Annotated in this window: 13 protein-coding genes; 5 read left to right on the forward strand and 8 right to left on the reverse strand. The window is 56.8% G+C overall.

From position 1 onward, the window contains the following. Window positions 1-15 precede the first annotated feature (15 nt). The 3 genes from epmB to AC5JQH_RS03765 all read left to right on the forward strand — a co-directional run bounded on the left by epmB (window position 16) and on the right by AC5JQH_RS03765 (window position 5,277). A complete protein-coding gene (epmB, locus tag AC5JQH_RS03755) occupies window positions 16-1,056 on the forward strand; it encodes an EF-P beta-lysylation protein EpmB (RefSeq protein ID WP_008174110.1) in 1,041 nt (346 codons plus the stop codon). Window positions 1,057-1,278: 222 nt separating this feature from the next. After that, window positions 1,279-3,084: a cyclic-di-GMP receptor FimW-related protein gene (locus tag AC5JQH_RS03760; protein ID WP_008174108.1), complete on the forward strand. Its 1,806-nt coding sequence runs from the start codon at window positions 1,279-1,281 to the stop codon at window positions 3,082-3,084. A gap of 108 nt (window positions 3,085-3,192) precedes the next feature. Next, window positions 3,193-5,277 (forward strand): EAL domain-containing response regulator, encoded by a 2,085-nt coding sequence (locus AC5JQH_RS03765; RefSeq protein WP_008174106.1) that lies wholly within the window; start codon window positions 3,193-3,195, stop codon window positions 5,275-5,277. Window positions 5,278-5,288: 11 nt separating this feature from the next. Here AC5JQH_RS03765 and serB read toward each other — a convergent pair whose 3' ends face one another. Continuing rightward, a complete protein-coding gene (gene serB / locus AC5JQH_RS03770; RefSeq protein WP_008174104.1) occupies window positions 5,289-6,521 on the reverse strand; it encodes a phosphoserine phosphatase SerB in 1,233 nt (410 codons plus the stop codon). Continuing rightward, a complete protein-coding gene (gene parC, locus AC5JQH_RS03775) occupies window positions 6,514-8,823 on the reverse strand; it encodes a DNA topoisomerase IV subunit A (protein ID WP_273017347.1) in 2,310 nt (769 codons plus the stop codon). Before parC ends, serB begins: the two co-directional genes overlap by 8 nt. 278 nt (window positions 8,824-9,101) lie before the next feature. Here parC and AC5JQH_RS03780 point away from each other — a divergent pair, with 278 nt between their 5' ends. Continuing rightward, window positions 9,102-9,359, forward strand: a complete 258-nt coding sequence (locus tag AC5JQH_RS03780) for a hypothetical protein (RefSeq protein WP_053112721.1) — start codon at window positions 9,102-9,104, stop codon at window positions 9,357-9,359. Window positions 9,360-9,475: 116 nt separating this feature from the next. Here the strand turns inward: AC5JQH_RS03780 and AC5JQH_RS03785 are convergent, their stop codons facing one another. Beyond that, window positions 9,476-10,057 (reverse strand): YceI family protein, encoded by a 582-nt coding sequence (locus AC5JQH_RS03785; RefSeq protein ID WP_482902574.1) that lies wholly within the window; start codon window positions 10,055-10,057, stop codon window positions 9,476-9,478. Window positions 10,058-10,123: 66 nt separating this feature from the next. After that, window positions 10,124-10,669 (reverse strand): cytochrome b, encoded by a 546-nt coding sequence (locus AC5JQH_RS03790; RefSeq protein WP_104269898.1) that lies wholly within the window; start codon window positions 10,667-10,669, stop codon window positions 10,124-10,126. 525 nt (window positions 10,670-11,194) lie between these two features. Between AC5JQH_RS03790 and AC5JQH_RS03795 the strand changes: the two genes are divergently transcribed. After that, entirely contained in the window at window positions 11,195-12,481 is a 1,287-nt protein-coding gene (locus AC5JQH_RS03795) for an EAL domain-containing protein (protein ID WP_482902575.1), read from the forward strand. Here the strand turns inward: AC5JQH_RS03795 and AC5JQH_RS03800 are convergent. The 4 genes from AC5JQH_RS03800 to AC5JQH_RS03815 form a co-directional block, all read right to left on the reverse strand. Next, window positions 12,476-14,254 carry an SLC13 family permease gene (locus AC5JQH_RS03800; RefSeq protein WP_053112725.1) on the reverse strand — a complete coding sequence of 593 codons (1,779 nt, stop codon included), beginning with the start codon at window positions 14,252-14,254 and terminating at the stop codon, window positions 12,476-12,478. The genes AC5JQH_RS03795 and AC5JQH_RS03800 overlap by 6 nt on opposite strands. 95 nt (window positions 14,255-14,349) lie before the next feature. Then, complete coding sequence (gene parE / locus AC5JQH_RS03805) at window positions 14,350-16,245, reverse strand: DNA topoisomerase IV subunit B (protein ID WP_092031029.1); 1,896 nt, start codon at window positions 16,243-16,245, stop codon at window positions 14,350-14,352. 67 nt (window positions 16,246-16,312) lie between these two features. Then, window positions 16,313-16,588 carry a protease complex subunit PrcB family protein gene (locus AC5JQH_RS03810; protein WP_217646330.1) on the reverse strand — a complete coding sequence of 92 codons (276 nt, stop codon included), beginning with the start codon at window positions 16,586-16,588 and terminating at the stop codon, window positions 16,313-16,315. Window positions 16,589-16,788: 200 nt separating this feature from the next. Next, window positions 16,789-19,464: a S8 family serine peptidase gene (locus AC5JQH_RS03815; RefSeq protein ID WP_493805314.1), complete on the reverse strand. Its 2,676-nt coding sequence runs from the start codon at window positions 19,462-19,464 to the stop codon at window positions 16,789-16,791. Window positions 19,465-19,516: the final 52 nt, after the last annotated feature.

Consider the following 19,516-nt stretch of genomic DNA (forward strand, 5'->3'; position numbering starts at 1 on the left):
AATTCGAAGGGCGTTATGATACAGCGAACCCCCGCCCGTATAGAAGCCCACCTTTCCGACCACGAACAACGCAGCTGGCAGCAACTGCTGTCGGGCGCTGTTAAGTCGCCGAAGGAGCTGCTCCGCCGCCTGGAGTTGCCCGAGGAACCGTGGCTTGCAGGGGCAGAACAAGGCCACCGGCTTTTTCAGATCCGGGTACCTGAACCCTTCCTCAACCGGATGGAAAAGGGCAATCCGGCCGACCCTTTGCTTAGACAGGTGCTTCCGCTGGCGGACGAAGCCGGCCACGCGCCCGGTTTTGTCAGCGATCCTCTCGAAGAATCCGGCGCCATCGCCACCACCGGGCTCATCCGCAAGTACCGCAGCCGTGCCCTGCTCATGGTGACCGGACAGTGCGCGATCAACTGCCGGTACTGCTTCCGCAGGCACTTTCCCTACGACGAGCAACGCCTGAGCCCTCACGACCGGCAGCGGGTAATTGATACCCTTGGCGCCAGCCCGGAAATCAACGAAGTCATCTTCAGCGGCGGCGATCCCCTGGCCGTCAATGATCGCCTACTCAGTCAGTGGGCAAGCGCTATCAGCGGGATACCCCACATCCGCCGGCTGCGCCTGCATACCCGCTTGCCAGTTGTGATTCCCCAGAGGGTTTGCGACGAGTTACTGAAGTGGCTGTCGACGACTCCGCTCCAGGTAGTGATTGTCCTGCACATCAACCACCCGGCAGAGATCGACGGCCCCACTCGCCGTGCGCTCGGATACCTCCGGGCCGCAGGCGCAACGCTCCTGAACCAGAGCGTGATCCTCAGGGGTGTAAATGATCGAACGGCGGTGCTTGAAGAGTTGAGCGAGACCCTGTTTGATGCGGGCGTCCTGCCCTATTACCTGCATGCATTTGATCCAGTGACAGGCGCTCACCATTTCGACGTATCCGATGATGAGGCCCGAAATCTGGTGCGTGAGCTGCTGGCGCGCCTGCCCGGTTTTCTGGTGCCGAAGCTGGTGAGAGAAGAGCCTGGCAAGGAAAGCAAGACCCCGATCAACCTGTTCCCGTGACCGGTTTCGCAAAAAACGGCCCAAATTCACTTGTCAAAGATTGTCAACTCATGATCTTCTCGCTTTTTACGACTGGTTTGCTACTTTAAAGTCCAGTACCGTTAACGATAAAAACATGTATTTACGGCGTTTTCCTGACAGGCCGGCGGACACCCGGTAACCGCCAGCCAGGCAGGGCCAACCCCGGAATACCACCTGTGGTCCAGACATTGGCATGCATTCATGGAAGGTAAGACCCTGAAACCTGATCTCCGCGTTCCCGAACAGAAAACGGCCAGCCTGTCGTTCTGTGACACGACGCCCAAGGCGTTCCGGGTCTGGATAGACCAATTGCCGATGGCCAATATCGGCGAGGTGTCACGACAGCTTTACCACGCCATTATCGAACTGAACCACCTTTTCCTGGCGCCCCAGCAGCGCATGCAGTTCCTGGAATTGATTCGGGAAAAGATTCATTTTGTCTGTAATGAGCTCTCCCGCCACTACCTCGGTCTTGCCGTGGCGCTGCCCGAAAAACAAAGGAAGATCGCAAATCTGTCCCAGGCGCTCCAATTACATCTGGCCGGCGGCTACAAGCTGTGCGTTCTGGAGTTTATCGACAACGGGGGACTGGACAAGAATCGGCGCCAGATTGCCACAGCCGCACACCGGGCCATTTCCGAGCTGTCGGCAACTATTCTGAGATCGCACCAGCTCTACTGCCCGAGCCCCGCCCAGAGCTGGCTGGAGTGTCACCGTCTATTCCGGTTTGCACACCGCAACAAGCTCTCAGTGGTTCAGGTGGATGACGACACACTTCAGCATCGCCGCAGCAGCTCGGTCGCCGACAGCTACAAGCGTATCCTCCTGCTGGGCTGCGCGCGCCCGAATCAGCTTCGGCAGGCTGAGCTTCTGCACGTCTATGAACTCTTCGAATCCTGGACCGACCATACCCGATGCGGACCGGATGTTGAGGACGACAGCCTCTTTGTAATCAACATGGAACGGGACAACCCGCCGATTTACCGCAGCCTCCTCGAACAGAAGCCAGGTGACGACAGCTTCGGCTTTGATACCCATGACCTCTCGGCGATGCTGTCGGAGACGCTCCATGCCCGTCGCGAGCACAAAGATACCGATCACGAACTTCAGGTGCCGGCAAAGGTAAGCGACACACTGCTCACCCACCTTAGCCAGGCCCTCGGTATTCTCGCGAAGCGGAACTTCAACCGCATCGCGAGCCAGGGTTCACTTGAAGTCTGCGTCGGCCTCACAGCCGCGCACTACTTCATTGCCGGTGAGAAAACCTTTACGGAATTCGTGAATGGCAACGACAACGGCCATCATGAAGAAGAAAACCTGTTCGCACGGTCTTCGCGCCAGAAGCAGGACGCCTGGTCGGGCGCCCACGACGCCAGTCCCAGCGACGAACGGCTTCACGCCGGCGACACGCCGATCAACTTCAAGGGTTCCTACGGCAACTCCAAGGCCCCGTCGACCGACCGGAACCGGCCAAAGTCGCACCACTCTCTGCTGATCAACACCAGCCCAGGTGGTTACTGCGTCGCGTGGGAAAGCAATGTGCCTCCGTCATTGCAGGCCGGCGAGGTTCTGGGCGTTCGTGAGCAAAACTCTCATCCCTGGAGCGTGGCGGTGGTGCGCTGGATTCGACAGATCAAGAACCAGGGCACCCAGGTGGGCATTGAGCTGCTCGCACCGAGCGCTTCACCCTGCGGTGTGCGCCTGATCCAGAAAGTGGGCAATAGCAGTGAATACCTGCGCGGCCTGCTGTTACCGGAAATCAGCGTGGTCAACCAGTCAGCCACACTGATCACGCCTCGCCTGCCATTCCAGTCGGGCAGCCGCATCTCCCTGCTCCATGATGGCCGGGAAGATCAGGGTCAGTTGTCTCGCAAAGTGTCCTCTACTGGCAGCATCAGCCAGTTCGAACTCAAGCTGCAGAACGCGGCAACGCTGAATGCTGGCGCACCGCCTGCATCATCCGGAGCCAGCGAGGACGAATTCGACTCGCTCTGGCCATCTCTGTAAGGTCTCCAAACTGAGACACCGGAAGCCTTCAGAGGGTTGTTATTGATCGGCAACCCCTGCATCATTCAGCGTTAGTGAATGAACCGTGTATCACGAGATGCCCTTCGAATGCAGAAAAAGAACGCGACCGTACACCTGCTGATTCTGGATCCATCGCAAAACGATGCCGAATCACTGGTCAGCCTGCTCCGTAACTCCGGCAAGGCTACCCGAGCCCACAGAATCACCTCGGAAGAAGATCTGGAAGAAACGCTCAAGGCCGGAAACTGGGATTTGCTTCTGGCCCGCGACCTGGAGCAGGAATTTTCGGCCGACGACGCCCTCGCCATGATCCGCCGGATGGACAAGGACATTCCGTTCATTCTCCTGACGGAAGAAGAAAGCCGGGAGCGCACCGTAGGCATGATGAAGGCAGGCGCCCAGGATACGGTGTCGTTCGAGCACACCGATCTTATTGTGCTGAAGGTCAATCGTGAGCTGGCAGCTCTTGACGAACGTCGCCGGCGCCGTGTTCTGGAGTCCCATCTGCGGGAAGCGGAACAGCGGTGCCAGTTGCTGCTGGAAAGCTCCAAGGATGCGATTGCCTACATCAATGATGGCATGCACATCTACGCCAACCAGTCGTACATGGAGTTTCTCGGGTACGATGACATCGACGATCTAATCTGCGTTCCGGTGCTGGACACCCTCACCCCGGAAAGCCAGGAGAAGTACAAGGAATTCATGAAGTCGTTTGCCGAAAAGGGCGAAGACGGCATGACCATGAATTGCACGGCTCGACGCAGCGACGACCACGAACTGAACGTGACCATGTCGGTCTCGGCCGCCACCTACGACGGTGAGGAATGCACGCAGATCGTTCTGCAGCCGGAGCACAGCGACGCAGAGCTGGAAGAAAAGCTGCGCCAGATCAGCAGCCAGGACCTTCTGACCGGGCTGTATAATCGTCAGTACCTGATGGATGCACTCGCTGAAGCAATCGCCAACGCCGGCAAGAAGAATGAAACCGGTGCACTCGCCTACATCGCCCTCGATAACTTCATGAGCATGAAGGGCCAGGTGGGCATTTCCGGCGCCGACCTGCTGCTTGGTGATCTGGCAAACCTGCTCAAAGAGCAGGCCGGTGGCGACCTTGCCCTGGCCCGGTTGAGCGATGATGCCTTCAGTCTGCTCAGCCAGCCCTGCGATGAATCTACCATGGCAGGGCACGCCGAGCGCATCCGCAAGGCGGTTGAGGACCATCTGTTTGATATCAATGGCCGCACGGTCCAGTTGACCGTGAGCATCGGTGTCGCCGCGATTACCGAGAATTCGCCGAAGACCGAGGAACTCATGGCCAGGGCCCATACGGCATCGGCGGAAGTACGAAAGCTCGAAGGTCATGCAGAGGGCAACGGTGTGGTGGTCTACAACCCCGCCGACTTCGAGGCTCTGGATCAAAGCAATTCGGTGGAAGCGATTCAGAAAGCTCTGGAAGAAAACCGCTTCCGGCTGCTGTTCCAGCCGATAATCAACCTGCGTGGCGAAGGCGAGGAACATTACGAGGCCTTCGTGCGCATGCTCGACAAGGACGATGAGGAAGTCTCACCCTATGACTTCCTGCCGCCAACAGGTCCGAGCGACACCGCGATCAAGATTGACCGCTGGGTTATTCTGCAGACCATCAAACAGCTGTCCAGCCATCGCTCACGGGGCCACGATACCCGCCTGTTCCTCAATGTGACGGCCGAAACCCTGCAGGATAAAACCTTCACTCCCTGGCTGAGCGTTGCCCTGAAAGCCGCACGGCTGCCGGGCGATTCCCTGATTTTCCAGATCCGGGAAGGCGATGCCAACAACTACATGAAGCAGGCGAAAGACTTCACCAAGGCGGTGCACGAGCTTCACTGCAAGGTATCCATCTCCCAGTTCGGCTGCGCCCTCAATCCGTTCAACACCCTGAAACACATCGATACGGACTATGTGAAGATCGATGGTTCCTTCACGGAAGAAATCCAGAAGAGCGACGAGGCCAAAGAACAGGTCAAGGAAATGGTCAAGAGCCTGCAGTCCAGCGGTAAGCTCACCATCATCCCGCTTGTGGAGAATGCCGGCGTTCTCGCCACCCTGTGGCAGGCCGGCGTGAACTATATTCAGGGCTACTACCTGCAGGCACCAGTACCTGAAATGAACTACGACTTCGGCGACAACTGAGCCTGAACGGCTCAGAAGTCGGCGTTTTCCAGACTCTGATTGGTTTCGCTCTCACGGAAACCAATCAGGTACAGGATCGCATCCAGCCCCAGCGTCGAAATCGCGTGGCGCGCTGATTCCTTGACCAGGGGCTTGGCGCGGAAAGCCACCCCCAGGCCGGCCTGGCTCAGCATTGGAAGGTCATTGGCGCCATCACCGACGGCAATAACCTGTTCCCGGGAAATATGCTCTTTCTCGGCGATTTCCAAAAGCAGTTCTGCCTTTCGCTTGCCGTCGACAATCTGCCCGGAAACCTTGCCTGTGACCTTGCCATCCTCAATTTCGAGTTCATTGGCGTAGATGTAATCGATACCGAGTTTGCGCTGAAGGTGGCGCGCAAAGTAGGTGAAGCCGCCCGACAGGATTGCGGTGCGATATCCCAGCGCCTTGAGACTGAGGATCAGGTGCTCTGCACCCTCGGTCATCCGCAACCGCGAGGCGATTCCCTCGAGGACCGATTCATCCAGGCCTTTCAGAAGTGCCAGGCGCTCGGCAAAACTCTGGCTGAAATCCAGCTCGCCCTGCATGGCCCTTTCGGTAATCTCTGCCACCTGCTCCCCGACTCCGGCCTCCGCAGCCAGCTCGTCGATCACTTCGGCTTCGATCAACGTGGAATCCATGTCAAAGACCACCAGCCGGCGATTGCGGCGGAAGATGGAATCTTCCTGGAAGGCGATATCCACATTCATTTCGCCAGCGATATGCAGGAAATCCGCCCGAAGTTTCTCAAGATCTGATGGTGTGCCTCTTACCGAGAACTCGACACAGGCGATACGATTGTCTGCGGCATTCAGCGAGGGCCTGGCAGACAGGCGTGAGATGTTATCGATGTTCAGACCATGACGCGCCGTGATGGCGGAAACCCGGGCAATCTGCTCGGCTTTGATATCCCGGGCAAGCAGCGTCACGATGTAGCAGGCCCGGTTCCGGGCCGCGGCCCAGGATTGGTACTCCTCGACGGTGATCGGCGCAAACCTGACCTGCAGATCCAGAGCGTGTAGCCGGAACAGCAAGTCACGAATGACGGGCGAGGATTTGGATTCATCCGGAATCTCGATCAGAATGCCCCACGTCAGGTGGTCGTGGATGACCGCCTGTCCGATATCCAGAATGCGCACATCATAGCGCCCCATGATGCCGGTGATTTCCGACGTCAGGCCGGGCTTGTCACGCCCGGAGACATTAATCAGTACCAGTTCACTCACTGTCGGTACCCTCGCTGTCAGAGCCCGCCTCTTCCTGCGCTCGTGCGGCGGAAGGAATCACGTCAATGCCATCAACCCGTTGCAGACCCCTTGGCAGCTTGTGGCCGCGGCGCCCCCGCTCTCCGAGGTAGTGCTCGAGGTCCGCGAACTGCAACCCCATCTTGCGCTTGCCGGCCCGTATTTCCAGCTGGTCATCCTCGGCAAATACTGCTACTGCCACCACATATTCTTCACGGCTCTGAACCCTGGCCGAGGGAATGCTGATGATCTTGTTGCCTTTACCCTTGGCCAGTTCCGGCAATTCGCTAAGCGGGAACACCAGCATCCGTCCCTCGTTGGACACCGCCCCCAGATACAGCGTTTTCTCGGTCGTCGGTATGGTCAGTGGAGGCATGATCCTCGCGCCCTTGGGAACACTGACTACTGCCTTGCCATTGCGGTTCTTACTGATCATGTCGTTCAGCGATGTAACAAACCCGTAGCCACCGTCGGTAACCAGCAACGCCTTACGGGACGGATCTCCCATCAACAGGCCTGAGAAGCTGGCACCGGAGGGCGGGTTGATGCGCCCCGTCAGCGGCTCACCCTGGCCTCTGGCAGATGGAAAACTGTGAGCCATCAAGGAATAGGCGCGCCCGGTAGAATCCAGGAATATCGCCTGTTGGTTGTTCCGTCCCCGGGCCGCGAGGGAGAAACGGTCACCGGCTTTATAACTCAGACCTTCCGGCTCAATGTCATGCCCCTTGGCGGCGCGAACCCAGCCTTTTTCAGACAGCACAACCGTAACGGGGTCGTTCGAGATCAGGTCCACTTCACTGAATGCCTTGGCCTCCTCACGCTCGACTATCGGTGAGCGGCGATCATCGCCAAAGGTCTGGGCATCCGCTTGCATCTCGCTCTTGATCAGTTCGCGCAGGCGATCCTCGGAACCCAGAATGGATTGGAGCTCATCCCGTTCAGCCGCAAGCTCATCCTGCTCGCCCCGGATTTTCATTTCCTCAAGCTTGGCCAGGTGGCGCAACTTGAGTTCGAGGATGGCTTCCGCCTGGTCCGGGGACAGACCGAACCTGGCCATCAATTCGGCCTTGGGCTTGTCTTCAGTGCGAATGATCTCGATCACCTCATCGATGTTGAGATAGGCGATCAACAGGCCTTCCAGAATGTGCAGGCGTGCAAGCACCTTGTCCAGGCGGTGCTGGAGACGGCGGATGACAGTGGTGCGCCGGAAGGTCAGCCACTCGGTAAGGATCTGGTGCAATCCCTTCACGCCCGGTCTGCCATCGTTGCCGATCACATTGATGTTGACCCGATAGGTTTTCTCCAGATCGGTGCTGGCAAACAGGTGCGCCATCAAACCATCCAGATCAACCCGGTTGGATCGGGGCACGATCACCAGGCGGGTCGGGTTTTCATGATCGGATTCGTCACGAAGGTCCGCCACCATCGGTAGCTTCTTGGTCTGCATCTGATGGGCAATCTGCTCCAGAACCCGGTTGCCAGAGACCTGGTGCGGCAGATCCGTAACCACGATCTCACCACTCTCGCGGATCCACCGTGCCCGCATCCGCAGCGATCCGCGGCCGGTTTCGTACATCTGCCGGATGTCTTTCCGGGGGGTGATGATTTCTGCTTCAGTCGGAAAATCCGGGCCCTTGATGTGCTCGCAGAGTTCATCAACCGTCGACTCCGGCTGATCCAGCAAGCGTATGCAGGCTGCGGTGACTTCCCGAACGTTATGCGGCGGGATATCCGTGGCCATACCAACGGCGATACCGGTGGTGCCATTAAGCAGAACATGGGGCAACCGGGCCGGAAGCACTGACGGCTCATCCATGGTGCCATCAAAGTTGGGCACCCAGTCCACCGTGCCCTGCCCCAGCTCTCCCAGTAGAACTTCCGCAAACGGCGCCAGGCGAGATTCGGTATAGCGCATGGCAGCAAAGGACTTGGGATCGTCCGGGGAGCCCCAGTTACCCTGCCCGTCCACAAGAGGGTAGCGGTAGGAAAAAGGCTGAGCCATGAGCACCATGGCCTCGTAACAGGCGCTGTCGCCATGGGGATGAAATTTACCCAGCACATCACCCACGGTACGGGCAGACTTCTTGTACTTCGAGGTGGATTTCAGTCCCAACTCGGACATGGCATAGACGATTCGCCGCTGAACCGGTTTCAGGCCATCGCCGACATTCGGAAGTGCCCGGTCAAGAATGACGTACATGGAGTAATCGAGATAGGCCTTTTCCGTGTAATCCCGGAGCGAAACCCGCTCGAAGCCTTCATCCGTTGTCTGAAACTCTGGCATGGATGCCTCTTTGATTGCCTGTGTTGCCTGATTTGAATACCGTCGGTGATGCTACGCCCTGGCCCCGGAATAATCACCGGTTAGCAGGAGCGCACATTATATGGAGCAAGGCGCCGATACACCAACAACCTGCGGATTTATTGGCCAAAACTGCCGAGGTGTCGCACAGACGTCTGATTCCAATAGCGGAATTCCCGCATGGAGAGTCCGTAAGGTGAGCCGTATGCTCCGTCGAAGTGAATAGAAGACCGTTTTACTTCTCTGACAAGCGGAACACTATGAAACCCAACATCAAAGCCTGCGGGCAAGCCATGGTGACAGCCATGGTAAATGCGGTTCTGGCGGTGGCACTGATGCTCCTCGTGGAGTTTGCAATCAGCGGCAGCTTCCAGATTCCCGAGCCCTACCTTTGGGCGGGTTTGCTGATCTGGCTGGTCATCTTCGCGGGACAATTCTGGCGCCAAAGGCACCTGTGCAAATCTTGTGAAACAGACAGGTCATCGTCAGATCATCCACAGAGCGAATCCACGCTCTGAACCAGCCAGAATGCGGCATTTGTATTCACGGACAATCATGATGCATCGTAGAGGGGAATCCTGAAGTGAGGTTCCGGGCCTGCGCCCGGAACCCCCTCTGACAGGGTCAGCCAGTTTTACTGCCGGATACCTTCGACAGAAATGATGATCTCGACAGTCTCGGAGGCCTTGCCGAGATCCATCGGGATGCCAAAGTCTGTCAGGCGAAGCTCGGTTTCCGCTTCAAAACCCATACGGTAGCCACCCCAGGGATCGTCCCCGTGGCCAAGCATTTCGGCATCGAGGGTCACTTCTTTTGTCACACCTCGGAGGGTGAAGTCGCCGATGATATCGGCCTCGCCTTCTTCATCCAGCACCACGCGCTTGCTCTTGAACGTTGCTTGCGGAAATTCGTCCACATACAGGAAATCTTCGCTGCGCAGATGCTTGTCGCGCTCGGCGTGATTGGAATCCACACTCGCAGTATCGATCGTCACGTTGACAGTGCTGTTCTCCGGATTCTCGGCGTCGTAGACAAACTCGCCGTCGAAATCGTTAAAACGACCGTACAGCCAGCTGTAGCCAAGGTGGGAAATCTTGAAGGTAATGAACTGGTGAGTGCCCTTGGTATCAAACGCATAGGTGCCGCTGTGCTCGTTGGCCTGGACTGCACCTACAAGCGCCATCGACACGGCCGAGGCAAGCAGAACTTTTTTCATGGTTATCTCCCTTGTTGCATTGGTGCCCGACTTCCGGGCGTTAAACGATAAAAAACGGCCGGCCAGTCACTTCCCTAGCATACGCCGTAACGTGCGGTCGCGATCAAGCAGATGATGTTTGAAGGCGCCAGCCGCGTGAATGGCAGCAAGACCGACAATGGCCCAGGTGGACCAATAGTGAACTGTTCCGGCGATGTCCTCCATTCCCTTTATCTGGCCAGTGACCGATGGCACTTCAAACCAGCCGAACACGCTGATCGAAGACCCGTCGGCGGTCGATATCAGGTAGCCGCTGACCATGGCGACGAAAATCAGCACGTATAGGAGAAGGTGGGCTGCATGGGCGCTTCGAATCTCCCAGCTCTTGTGCCCATCCAGCGGATCCGGCGAAACATTCACCGCTCTCCAGACCACCCGGAAAAGCATCAATAAAAACAGCAGTATGCCAACGCTGCGATGAATATCCGGACCGCGGCGATACCAGTCGTCGTAATAGGACAAATCCACCATCCAGAAGCCGAGCCCGAACAGGCCGAAAACAGCCAGAGCAACGACCCAGTGATTCACGATGGTTACAAGACCGTAGTCGGCTGAGGTATTCCTGATTTGCATGATGAAAATTCACCCTGTTCCCTGGTTACATCGTTGAAGCCAAGTCTAGAAACTTGGTTGTGCGAAAAAAATCAAAATCTTTTGCAGCGGTACATCAGAAATTCTGACTATTCGCCCGGGCTTTTGCCTTTGGTCGCATAGGGGTTTTACGGATTGTTCAAAATTATAGCAACGATAAACTTGGCTCATAATTGAATGCCCCGTCTGGGGCCTCATTGACCGAGAGGACAGGACATGGAACTCGAATTCGACGAAAGCGTGGTTGTACCCAGTAATAACTGATTCTCTGGCGGTCCGTCCGGACCGCTGGGCTCCCCTCTCTTCTTTCCTCTTGCAGACCCTCAAAGATACAAACCGTTTCCAGTTTCTACATGAAACAGTGGTAATAAACTCGGTTTTTTGGCAATCTTCCTTCCAACTATCAGTAACTTCTCGATTTTTCAGGCGAAACCTGTACTGATAAAAGACAGTTCAGGCGCCAGAGTGGGGCGACTGATGCGTTCGTTCAATCAACCAGAATCATCTATGTCGAGACGCCTCCCTGAAAAGCTGACAGCTCCGGAAGTGGACCTGTTGTCTCCTATGCTGAACAGGGACGATGACACATGGACCGCAGATTTTCGCGGACTGACGTTGAGAACAGCGCTCCAGCCGATTTACAGCATTTCACACAAACGTATCGTCGGCTATGAGGCCCTGATCCGGGCCTTTGATACGGATAACTCCGCGGTACTGCCGCTGCACCTGTTCCAGCTACCGGCCTCCGAGGCTGAGAACCTTCTCCTTGACCGCCTTTGCCGCTATCTGCACATACGCAATTACAGCGGCATTCGCGATCAGCTGAACTGGCTGTTCCTCAACGTTTCGCCCCAGGTGGTAACCAGCGGCAGCCAGGCCGATTCGTTCTTCGGACAGCTTCTGGCCAAAACCGGCCTACCTCCACACCGGATTGTTATGGAAATAGTTGAGCAACCCACAGACGACGCCGAAAGGCTTCGGGAAACGGTTGCCTACTACAAGAAACTGGGCTGTCTGACGGCCATTGATGATTTCGGTGCCGGCCACTCCAATTTCGAGCGAATCTGGAACCTGTCACCCGACATCGTGAAACTGGATCGACAACTGCTTACCCGTGCGACAGATGATCACAAGGCACGCCAGATTCTGAACGGCATCGTGTCACTGCTGCACCAGTCCGGCTGCCTGGTTCTTCTGGAAGGCGTGGAAACCCGTGATCAGGCAATGATTGCGATCGATGCGGGCGTGGATTTCGTTCAGGGGTTCTATTTCCGCAGACCGAGCACAGACCTCGACCAACTGAGTCACTCACCCGCCGATTTCGATCATCTGTTGCAGGAATACAAAACCCGCAACCAGGTTACCCTGGATCCGACCCGGCAACTGGTGGACTTTTTCAGTGGCTTCTTCGACCACGCAATCACGAAGCTTCGCAGCGGGATGAGCATGCAGCAATCCTGTCTAGAATTGTTGAACCACCCAGCCGTTTCCCGCTGCTACCTGGTCGACGACAAGGGCGTTCAGATGGACGACACCCTGGTTTCCGATGCGGGCACACGCAGTATGGACCCGCGTTTCAAACCCCTGGAGAGCACCAGCAGCGCCGACTGGTTTCGCCAGCAGTTCCTTCGCCAGGCGCTGGCTCAACCGGAAAGCCTGCACGTAACCGCCCCCTACCTTTGCGTCACCGGAGCCTATATGTGCGTGACCCTGTCACTGGGGTACTACCAGGACGGCAAGCTTCAGGTGCTGTGCTGCGACATTCTCGCCAACCCGACCGAACAGCGCTCATAGACCGGGAGTGATGTCGTAGACCACGGCAATAACCACAACGGTAACGGCGCCAACAAACACGTTCATGGGTAAACCGACCCGCACGAAATCACCGAACCGGTAACCACCAGGCCCGAATACCATCATGTTGGTCTGGTACCCAAGCGGCGTGGCAAAACTGGCGGACGCGGCCATCATCACCGCAATCACAAACGGCTCGGCGGCCACCCCCATACTGTTCGTCATCGACAGAACGATGGGAATGACCAGGACCGCCGCCGCATTGTTGGTAATAACCTCGGTCAGGACCGACACCACGAGATAAACCAGCAGGATCGTTAACAGTACGTCGCCCTGACTGAATTCAAGGATGCCTGCAGCCACAAAGCCTGCCGCGCCGGTCTGTTCCAGAGCCGCGCCCATGGCAAAGGAGGCCGCAATGGTAAGGATCACCGGCACATCCACGGACTTCTGGGCCTGGCCCACCGAGCAGCAGCCAGTCAGAATCATTCCTGCGGCGCCCAGCAGGGCCGCGTTAAGCATGCTCAGGGTGCCACAGGCAGCGAGACCCACCAGCACCAACAGGATTCCCCAGGACAGCCACGCCCGGTCATGCCGGGGTGTCTCGGTTTCCAGGTCATTAATAAGCAGAAAGTCCTTGTTATAGCGCTGTCGGCTGACAAACGCGGGGCGGGCCTCGAGAAGCAGCACATCGCCAGGTTTGAGGCGGATATTCCCAAGGTTGCCGGAAACACGCTCCCCACCCCTGGCAACGGCCAGCACAACCGCACCGTAACGGTCCCGGAACCGGGCGTCGCGAATGGTCAGCCCCAACACATCGGACTGGGGCGACAATGCCGCTTCAACCAGACGCCGTTCCGCCCGATCCTTGCTCAAGCTCGGCTCGTCTTCATGGACTGACGGGACGATACCGTTTATCCGCAGGAGGTCGGAAATGGCCTGGGTATCACCGGCAAACACCAGACGATCGCCACCCCTGAGTCGCTCCTCCGAGGGCACCGCCGTAACCACGCTGCCATCGCGTTCGATCTCAACCAGATACAATCGCTCAAGCTCCCGGAGCCCGGCTTCACCAACAGTCTTGCCGACCAGCGGCCCGTCAAACGACACCGCGACCTCCAGGGTAAACTCCCTCATGGAGCCAAATTTCTGCTGATCCTTACGATCCGGAAGCACACGGGGCATAACAAGCAGCAAAGCGGCCACGCCGATCACCGCCACCGGCAGCCCGACCGCCGTGATCGAGAAAATGGAGAAGCCCTCTTCGCCGGTTAGCTGCTGGTACTGGCCGTTGACGACCAGATTCGTGCTGGTGCCGATCAGTGTCAGGGTACCCCCGAGAATGGCGGAGTAGCTCAGGGGAATCATCAATTTGGACGGTGAGATACCGATCTTGCGGGACCACGCATGCACCGCCGGGATCATGGTGGCGACAACCGGGGTGTTGTTGAGAAAACCACTGAGAAGGGACACCGGGAGGGCAATCCGTGCCTGGGCAGAACGAACGGTCTTGGGATTGCGAAGCAGGTGATGCACCAGCAGATCGACACCGCCGGAATGATGAATGCCCGCAGCCACCACAAACATGGCAACCACGGTGATCAGACCACTGTTGCTGAACCCGGCGAGCGCCTGGTCCGCGGACACAATCCCGCTGGCACTGAGCACCACGAGCACACCCATCATCACCAGATGGGGCGCAAATCGCCCTGCACTCATCAGTATCAACGCGGTGCCTGCGAGGCCCAGCGCAAACCAGCCCTGCCAGTCCATCAACGGTTCTTCCCGATCAGAAAACTGGCAGGATAACGACTTTGCAGAAGACAGAGAAAGAATAAAGGATGCTTTTTATAGCATCTTATAGAATATTAAACTTCGATGTCCGCCATGTTGCCGTAGGTCTCGAGCCACGCCCTTCGATCGGATGCGCGCTTCTTGCCCAGCAACATGTCCATCCGGCTATCGGTATCATCCCCGTCTTCGATGGTCAGCATGACCAGGCGACGGGTGTCCGGGGCCATGGTGGTCTCACGCAGCTGAAGCGGGTTCATCTCACCCAGACCCTTGAAGCGGGTCACCGAAATCTTGCCCTTGCGCTTCTCCGCGGCAATACGGTCGATAATGCCCTGCTTTTCATGTTCATCCAGGGCGTAGAAGGTTTCCTTGCCCAGATCTACCCGATACAGCGGCGGCATGGCAACGAACACATGGCCGGCGGCAACCACAGGGCGGAAGTGTTTGACGAACAACGCGCACAGCAGCGTGGCAATGTGAAGGCCATCCGAGTCCGCATCAGCAAGGATGCAGATCTTGTTGTACCGAAGGCCATCCAGCTGGTCAGAACCGGGATCTACACCAATCGCAACGGCAATATCGTGAACTTCCTGGGACGCCAGGATCTCGCCCGAATCAACCTCCCAGGTATTGAGGATTTTCCCCCGAAGCGGCATCACCGCCTGGAACTCCCGGTCCCGGGCCTGCTTGGCGGAACCGCCTGCAGAATCACCTTCTACCAGGAACAGCTCGGACCGGGCGGTATCCCCACCGGAACAGTCCGCCAGCTTACCCGGGAGTGCGGGGCCCGAGGTGACTTTCTTGCGGGCCACCTTTTTGCTGGCTCGCAGCCGACGCTGGGCATTGCTGATGAAGAGCTCAGCTAGTGCTTCTGCCACATCGGTGTGCTGGTTGAGCCAAAGGCTGAAGGCATCCTTGACCACGCCGGAGATGAAGGCCGCGGCCTCACGGGAAGACAGACGCTCTTTGGTCTGCCCTGAGAACTGGGGCTCCTGCATCTTGAAGGACAGGACATAGGCTGCCCGTTCCCAGATATCTTCCGGAGAGAGCTTCACGCCACGGGGTAGCAGGTTGCGGAACTCGCAGAACTCGCGCATGGCTTCAAGCAGGCCGGTACGCAGCCCGTTCACATGGGTGCCGCCCTGGGCCGTGGGAATCAGGTTTACGTAGCTTTCCATGATCGCTTCGCCGCCCTCGGGCAGCCACTGGATGGCCCAGTCCACCGCTTCCTTGTTTCCGGAAAAGCTGCCGGTAAACGGCTCAAGCGGCACAACCTCGATATCGGCCAGCGCCGTGCGCAGGTAGTCCCGCAACCCGTCCTCGTAAAACCATTCGTCTTTTTCGCCGGTTTTTTCCTGGAGGAAGGTAACCGTCAGGCCCGGACACAGAACCGCCTTTGCCCTCAGGTTATGGCGGAGCCGGCTAACGGAAAAATTCGGGCTGTCGAAATAGGTTACGTTGGGCTTGAACTTCAGGCGGGTACCGGTGTTGCGCTTGCCCACGGTATCGATCACTTCAAGCTCGGACGCTTTGTCGCCATTGGCAAACGTCATCCGGTGCAATTGGCCATCGCGCTTGATGGTTATTTCCAGATGGGTGGACAGTGCGTTGACTACGGATACACCGACACCGTGGAGACCACCGGAAAAGTTGTAGTTGCCCTGAGAGAATTTGCCGCCGGCGTGCAGGCGGGTGAGGATCAGTTCAACGCCAGGCAGGCCTTCCTCTTTGTGCAAATCCACGGGCATGCCCCGGCCGTCATCTTCAACGCTCAGCGAGCCATCGCTGTACAACACCACGTCGATGCGTTTGGCGTGCCCTGCCAGCGCCTCATCCACACTGTTGTCGATAACTTCCTGCGCCAGGTGATTGGGCCGACTGGTGTCTGTATACATCCCCGGCCGCTTGCGCACCGGATCCAGGCCGCTCAGTACTTCAATAGCATCGGCGTTATATTGTTGCTGGCTCATGGGCAGGAACTGACTCCGCGATTGATATGAAAAGCTGAGCCATAGCTTAGGGATTCGTGAGGAAAGATCAACGGTTGTTTTCGGCGCGGGTGATCTGGATATCATCCCAGCCTTCAGCGGTCACCGCGATGACCGCGCAGGGGGTGGTGAGCGCCTGTGTGACGATGGTGCCAGGGGCGGGTTCAGCCACTCTGACCCTCAGCTCCAGGGTTCCGCCACGGATCTCAGAGAAGTCAAGGGTGACACTGTAGCCGCCGGTTGGCTTCTGGCCAATTGAAGCAAGCACAATATGCTCACGCTGATAATCAATTCCCTTCATTGACTCTAATGAAAGATTTCTCATGGGCATCGTTTCCAGACGTCGCAACTCTTTCAGGCTCTCGATATGTATGGATCCGGGAGCAACTAAGCCGCAATGCGCTGACTGTGTTATTTGTCTCGCTAGGGGAGCACCGGTTTCAGTCTCAGTTTGACTGACAGAACACCCGGACGCTAAAACACCCAAAACAATTAAACAGACCTTAGGCAGGTGCGTCGAGAACATCAATTCCGCAAAACCCTTTTAGCATTTGATTGACTACCAGATTGTTCTGGTAGTAGTTGGTAACCCCTAAAATTTGGCCTCGGCAGCAGGTCCGATGAACCCACGGATAAGGCGGGCCTTGAGTAACTAGTGGTCATGCGAATACCGGTAATAGACCCGCCCTCAATCACTTCAATTTCCTGGCGCAAACCGGAAACAGGGTATTCGGCGCAGGCTTCTCCTGCGTGGCAGATCAGGCCATCGTTATCAAGATCCGTCCCTGCCACTAAGACATAACTCCCAGGTGGCACTTCGTTCCGGAGCAAAGGGGCTAAACCATCATCCGGAACAAATTCGAACGTGTATTGGCCATCGCTCACAGTGGCGACAGTCTGCCCGACCGTCACATATAAGCCAGTCTGGGGATCAGGTTCAGGCTCAACCAACAACACGAAATGCCGACCTGCGTCTCGGGCTTGCTGATCAGTGATCCTTTGACCTATCACGGGCACTGTCAATCGTGCTTGAATTTCAGTCCTCGAATCATATGTGATTTCCAGATTACCCCGAGAGGAAACTCCAGGGTCAAGTTTGTCCGGATCCAGAACAAGTTCTACTTGAGCAACCTGGTTCGCCTCTATCTCCAATGGTAAGGATGCAGAAGTTAGCGAAGCAGTAAACCAGTCCTGGGAAGCAGATACATCGGTTATTGTTACCGAGTAATTGCCCAACGGAGACAAATCAATTGAATCGTTTGCAGCAAGCCCGGATTCCGAGGACAAATTTACGATGGCCGGAGAGGAAGTAAGTAGTTCCGGCGGATTTCCAGAAAGCACCGCTTGAACTGCCTTGCCACCATCAAGTACACCATAGCCCAACTGGTCGGTTCGTTCACAGCCCGATTCGCAGGGCCGCTCGGTTAATGCCCCACTTCGCAAATATCCCTCAACCGCAGAGGAATCAAGGGCTGCATTGGCTTCTTTCATAAGTGCCAGTACACCTGAGAAGTGCGGAGCGGCCATAGACGTCCCTTGTAATCCCCGGTAGACAGGCTGAAGCTGGCCATCGACGATGGCCGCACTTGTGCTGCTGACTAAGTCACCCCTTCCATCACCATTCCCGTCGCGGCTGGCGTCTCCGCCTGGAGCTGCCAGATCAATCGTACTACCAAAATTAGAATACGATGCGGGTACTCCAGCACCATCCACAGCGCTGACCGAGAATACATTCTCGAGTGCCGCGGGACAGGAGGGTTCGCTTGTAGCGGAATTACCTGCGGCAGCCACATACAAGATTCCTCTCCCTACGCCTTCGTCAATTAGCTGCTGCAGCGTCACAGCTACGCCAGGGTCACCACAAGGCAATCCCCCCAGGCTCAGATTAACGATGTCTGCTGAAGACCTATTTTGATCCCCTAGTACCCACTGCATCCCCTCAAGGAGGTCACTGAGCGTTCCAGTCCCGCCCTCACCCAAAACCCGCACAGGCATCAGCCTCGATCCAAAAGCAACGCCCGCGCCACCGCTGCCATTAACTGCAGCAGCCACAGTGCCTGACACATGGGTACCATGATAAACACTGCCACCTACCGAATTGCCTGGGTCAGCTGGAAGCTCATCTCCGTCCAAAGCATCAAAACCAGCGATAACATTGCTCGCAAGATCCGGATGCCACTGACCTCCGTCCTGAAACAAACCAGTATCCAAAACAGCGACGCTGACACCATTCCCACCACCGGGCGCCAGTTGCCACGCAACCGGCCCGTTGATCAGGCTGTAATGCCACTGCTGAGCCAGCACTCCACTTGTATAGAAAGGCTCGTCCACCGGCGTCAGCATGGCCCGAGTCCTGTAATTGGGTGATGCATGCCGAATGGAGGGGTCAGCCCGCAGACTTTGAATCCAGGCAAGCGTCTGATCTGCTTCGTTTACGTGACTCAACGCAGCAAAGCCGGCCGGTCTGCGAACTTTCCAGATTCCCGGAGCAATCTGTAGGCCCGCCTCGGTCATTGAAGTGCGAGGGAGACTGTTCTTCTGCGCACCAGGACCAGACAAAGAAATAATCGCTTCGTTCTCTACGAATTCGTGTTTTGACCAGTCATAGCTTGTTATGTTTGATGCTTCAGCTCTCGATGAGGAGAGGATATACAGCATGGGCGAGGAGCCAAGAGCTGTTACAGTTATTCCGTAGTCGCCCACTTGCTGACTTTCGATAGCTACACTGACTGCTGCGCCGTTACCCGGTGCAATAGCTTGCCCGACAGTAGTACCGTCAGGAGCCTCTACGGTGAGTAGCAAATCAGATGCTGTTCCAAGCCTTGTTGTGAAGCTCTGGAGAGTGAGTTCCAAACCCGCCTGCAACGATGCCACATAACGATCATCAGCATCGGGAAAATACTCGAACAGATCAGTCTGTGACTCCAGAAGAGGATACGGCCTTGGTTGAACAGTGTCGCTGACATAGCCAGCGAGCACGAACTCCGGAGGAAGTTCTTGAATGGTAGTTAGGGGAGCTCTCCCAGTGAGTGCATCCGCATTATCTGCATCAACCCGTGTGCCCGCCTCAATATCAATGGTTCCAGCCACGGCAATGGGCTGTGTAGCTTCTCCATTACCGGAGCCACCTCCCCCGCAACCCACAAAGGAAAACAGTGTTAGGAAAAGCGAGAACAATTTAAGGTGGGCAAGCGAATTCATAGGTCAGGCCACTGGCAACAGATCGATTTTAGTTCATAGGGTATACCAAACA

It is taken from the genome of Marinobacter sp. H13 (genome assembly GCF_059072335.1).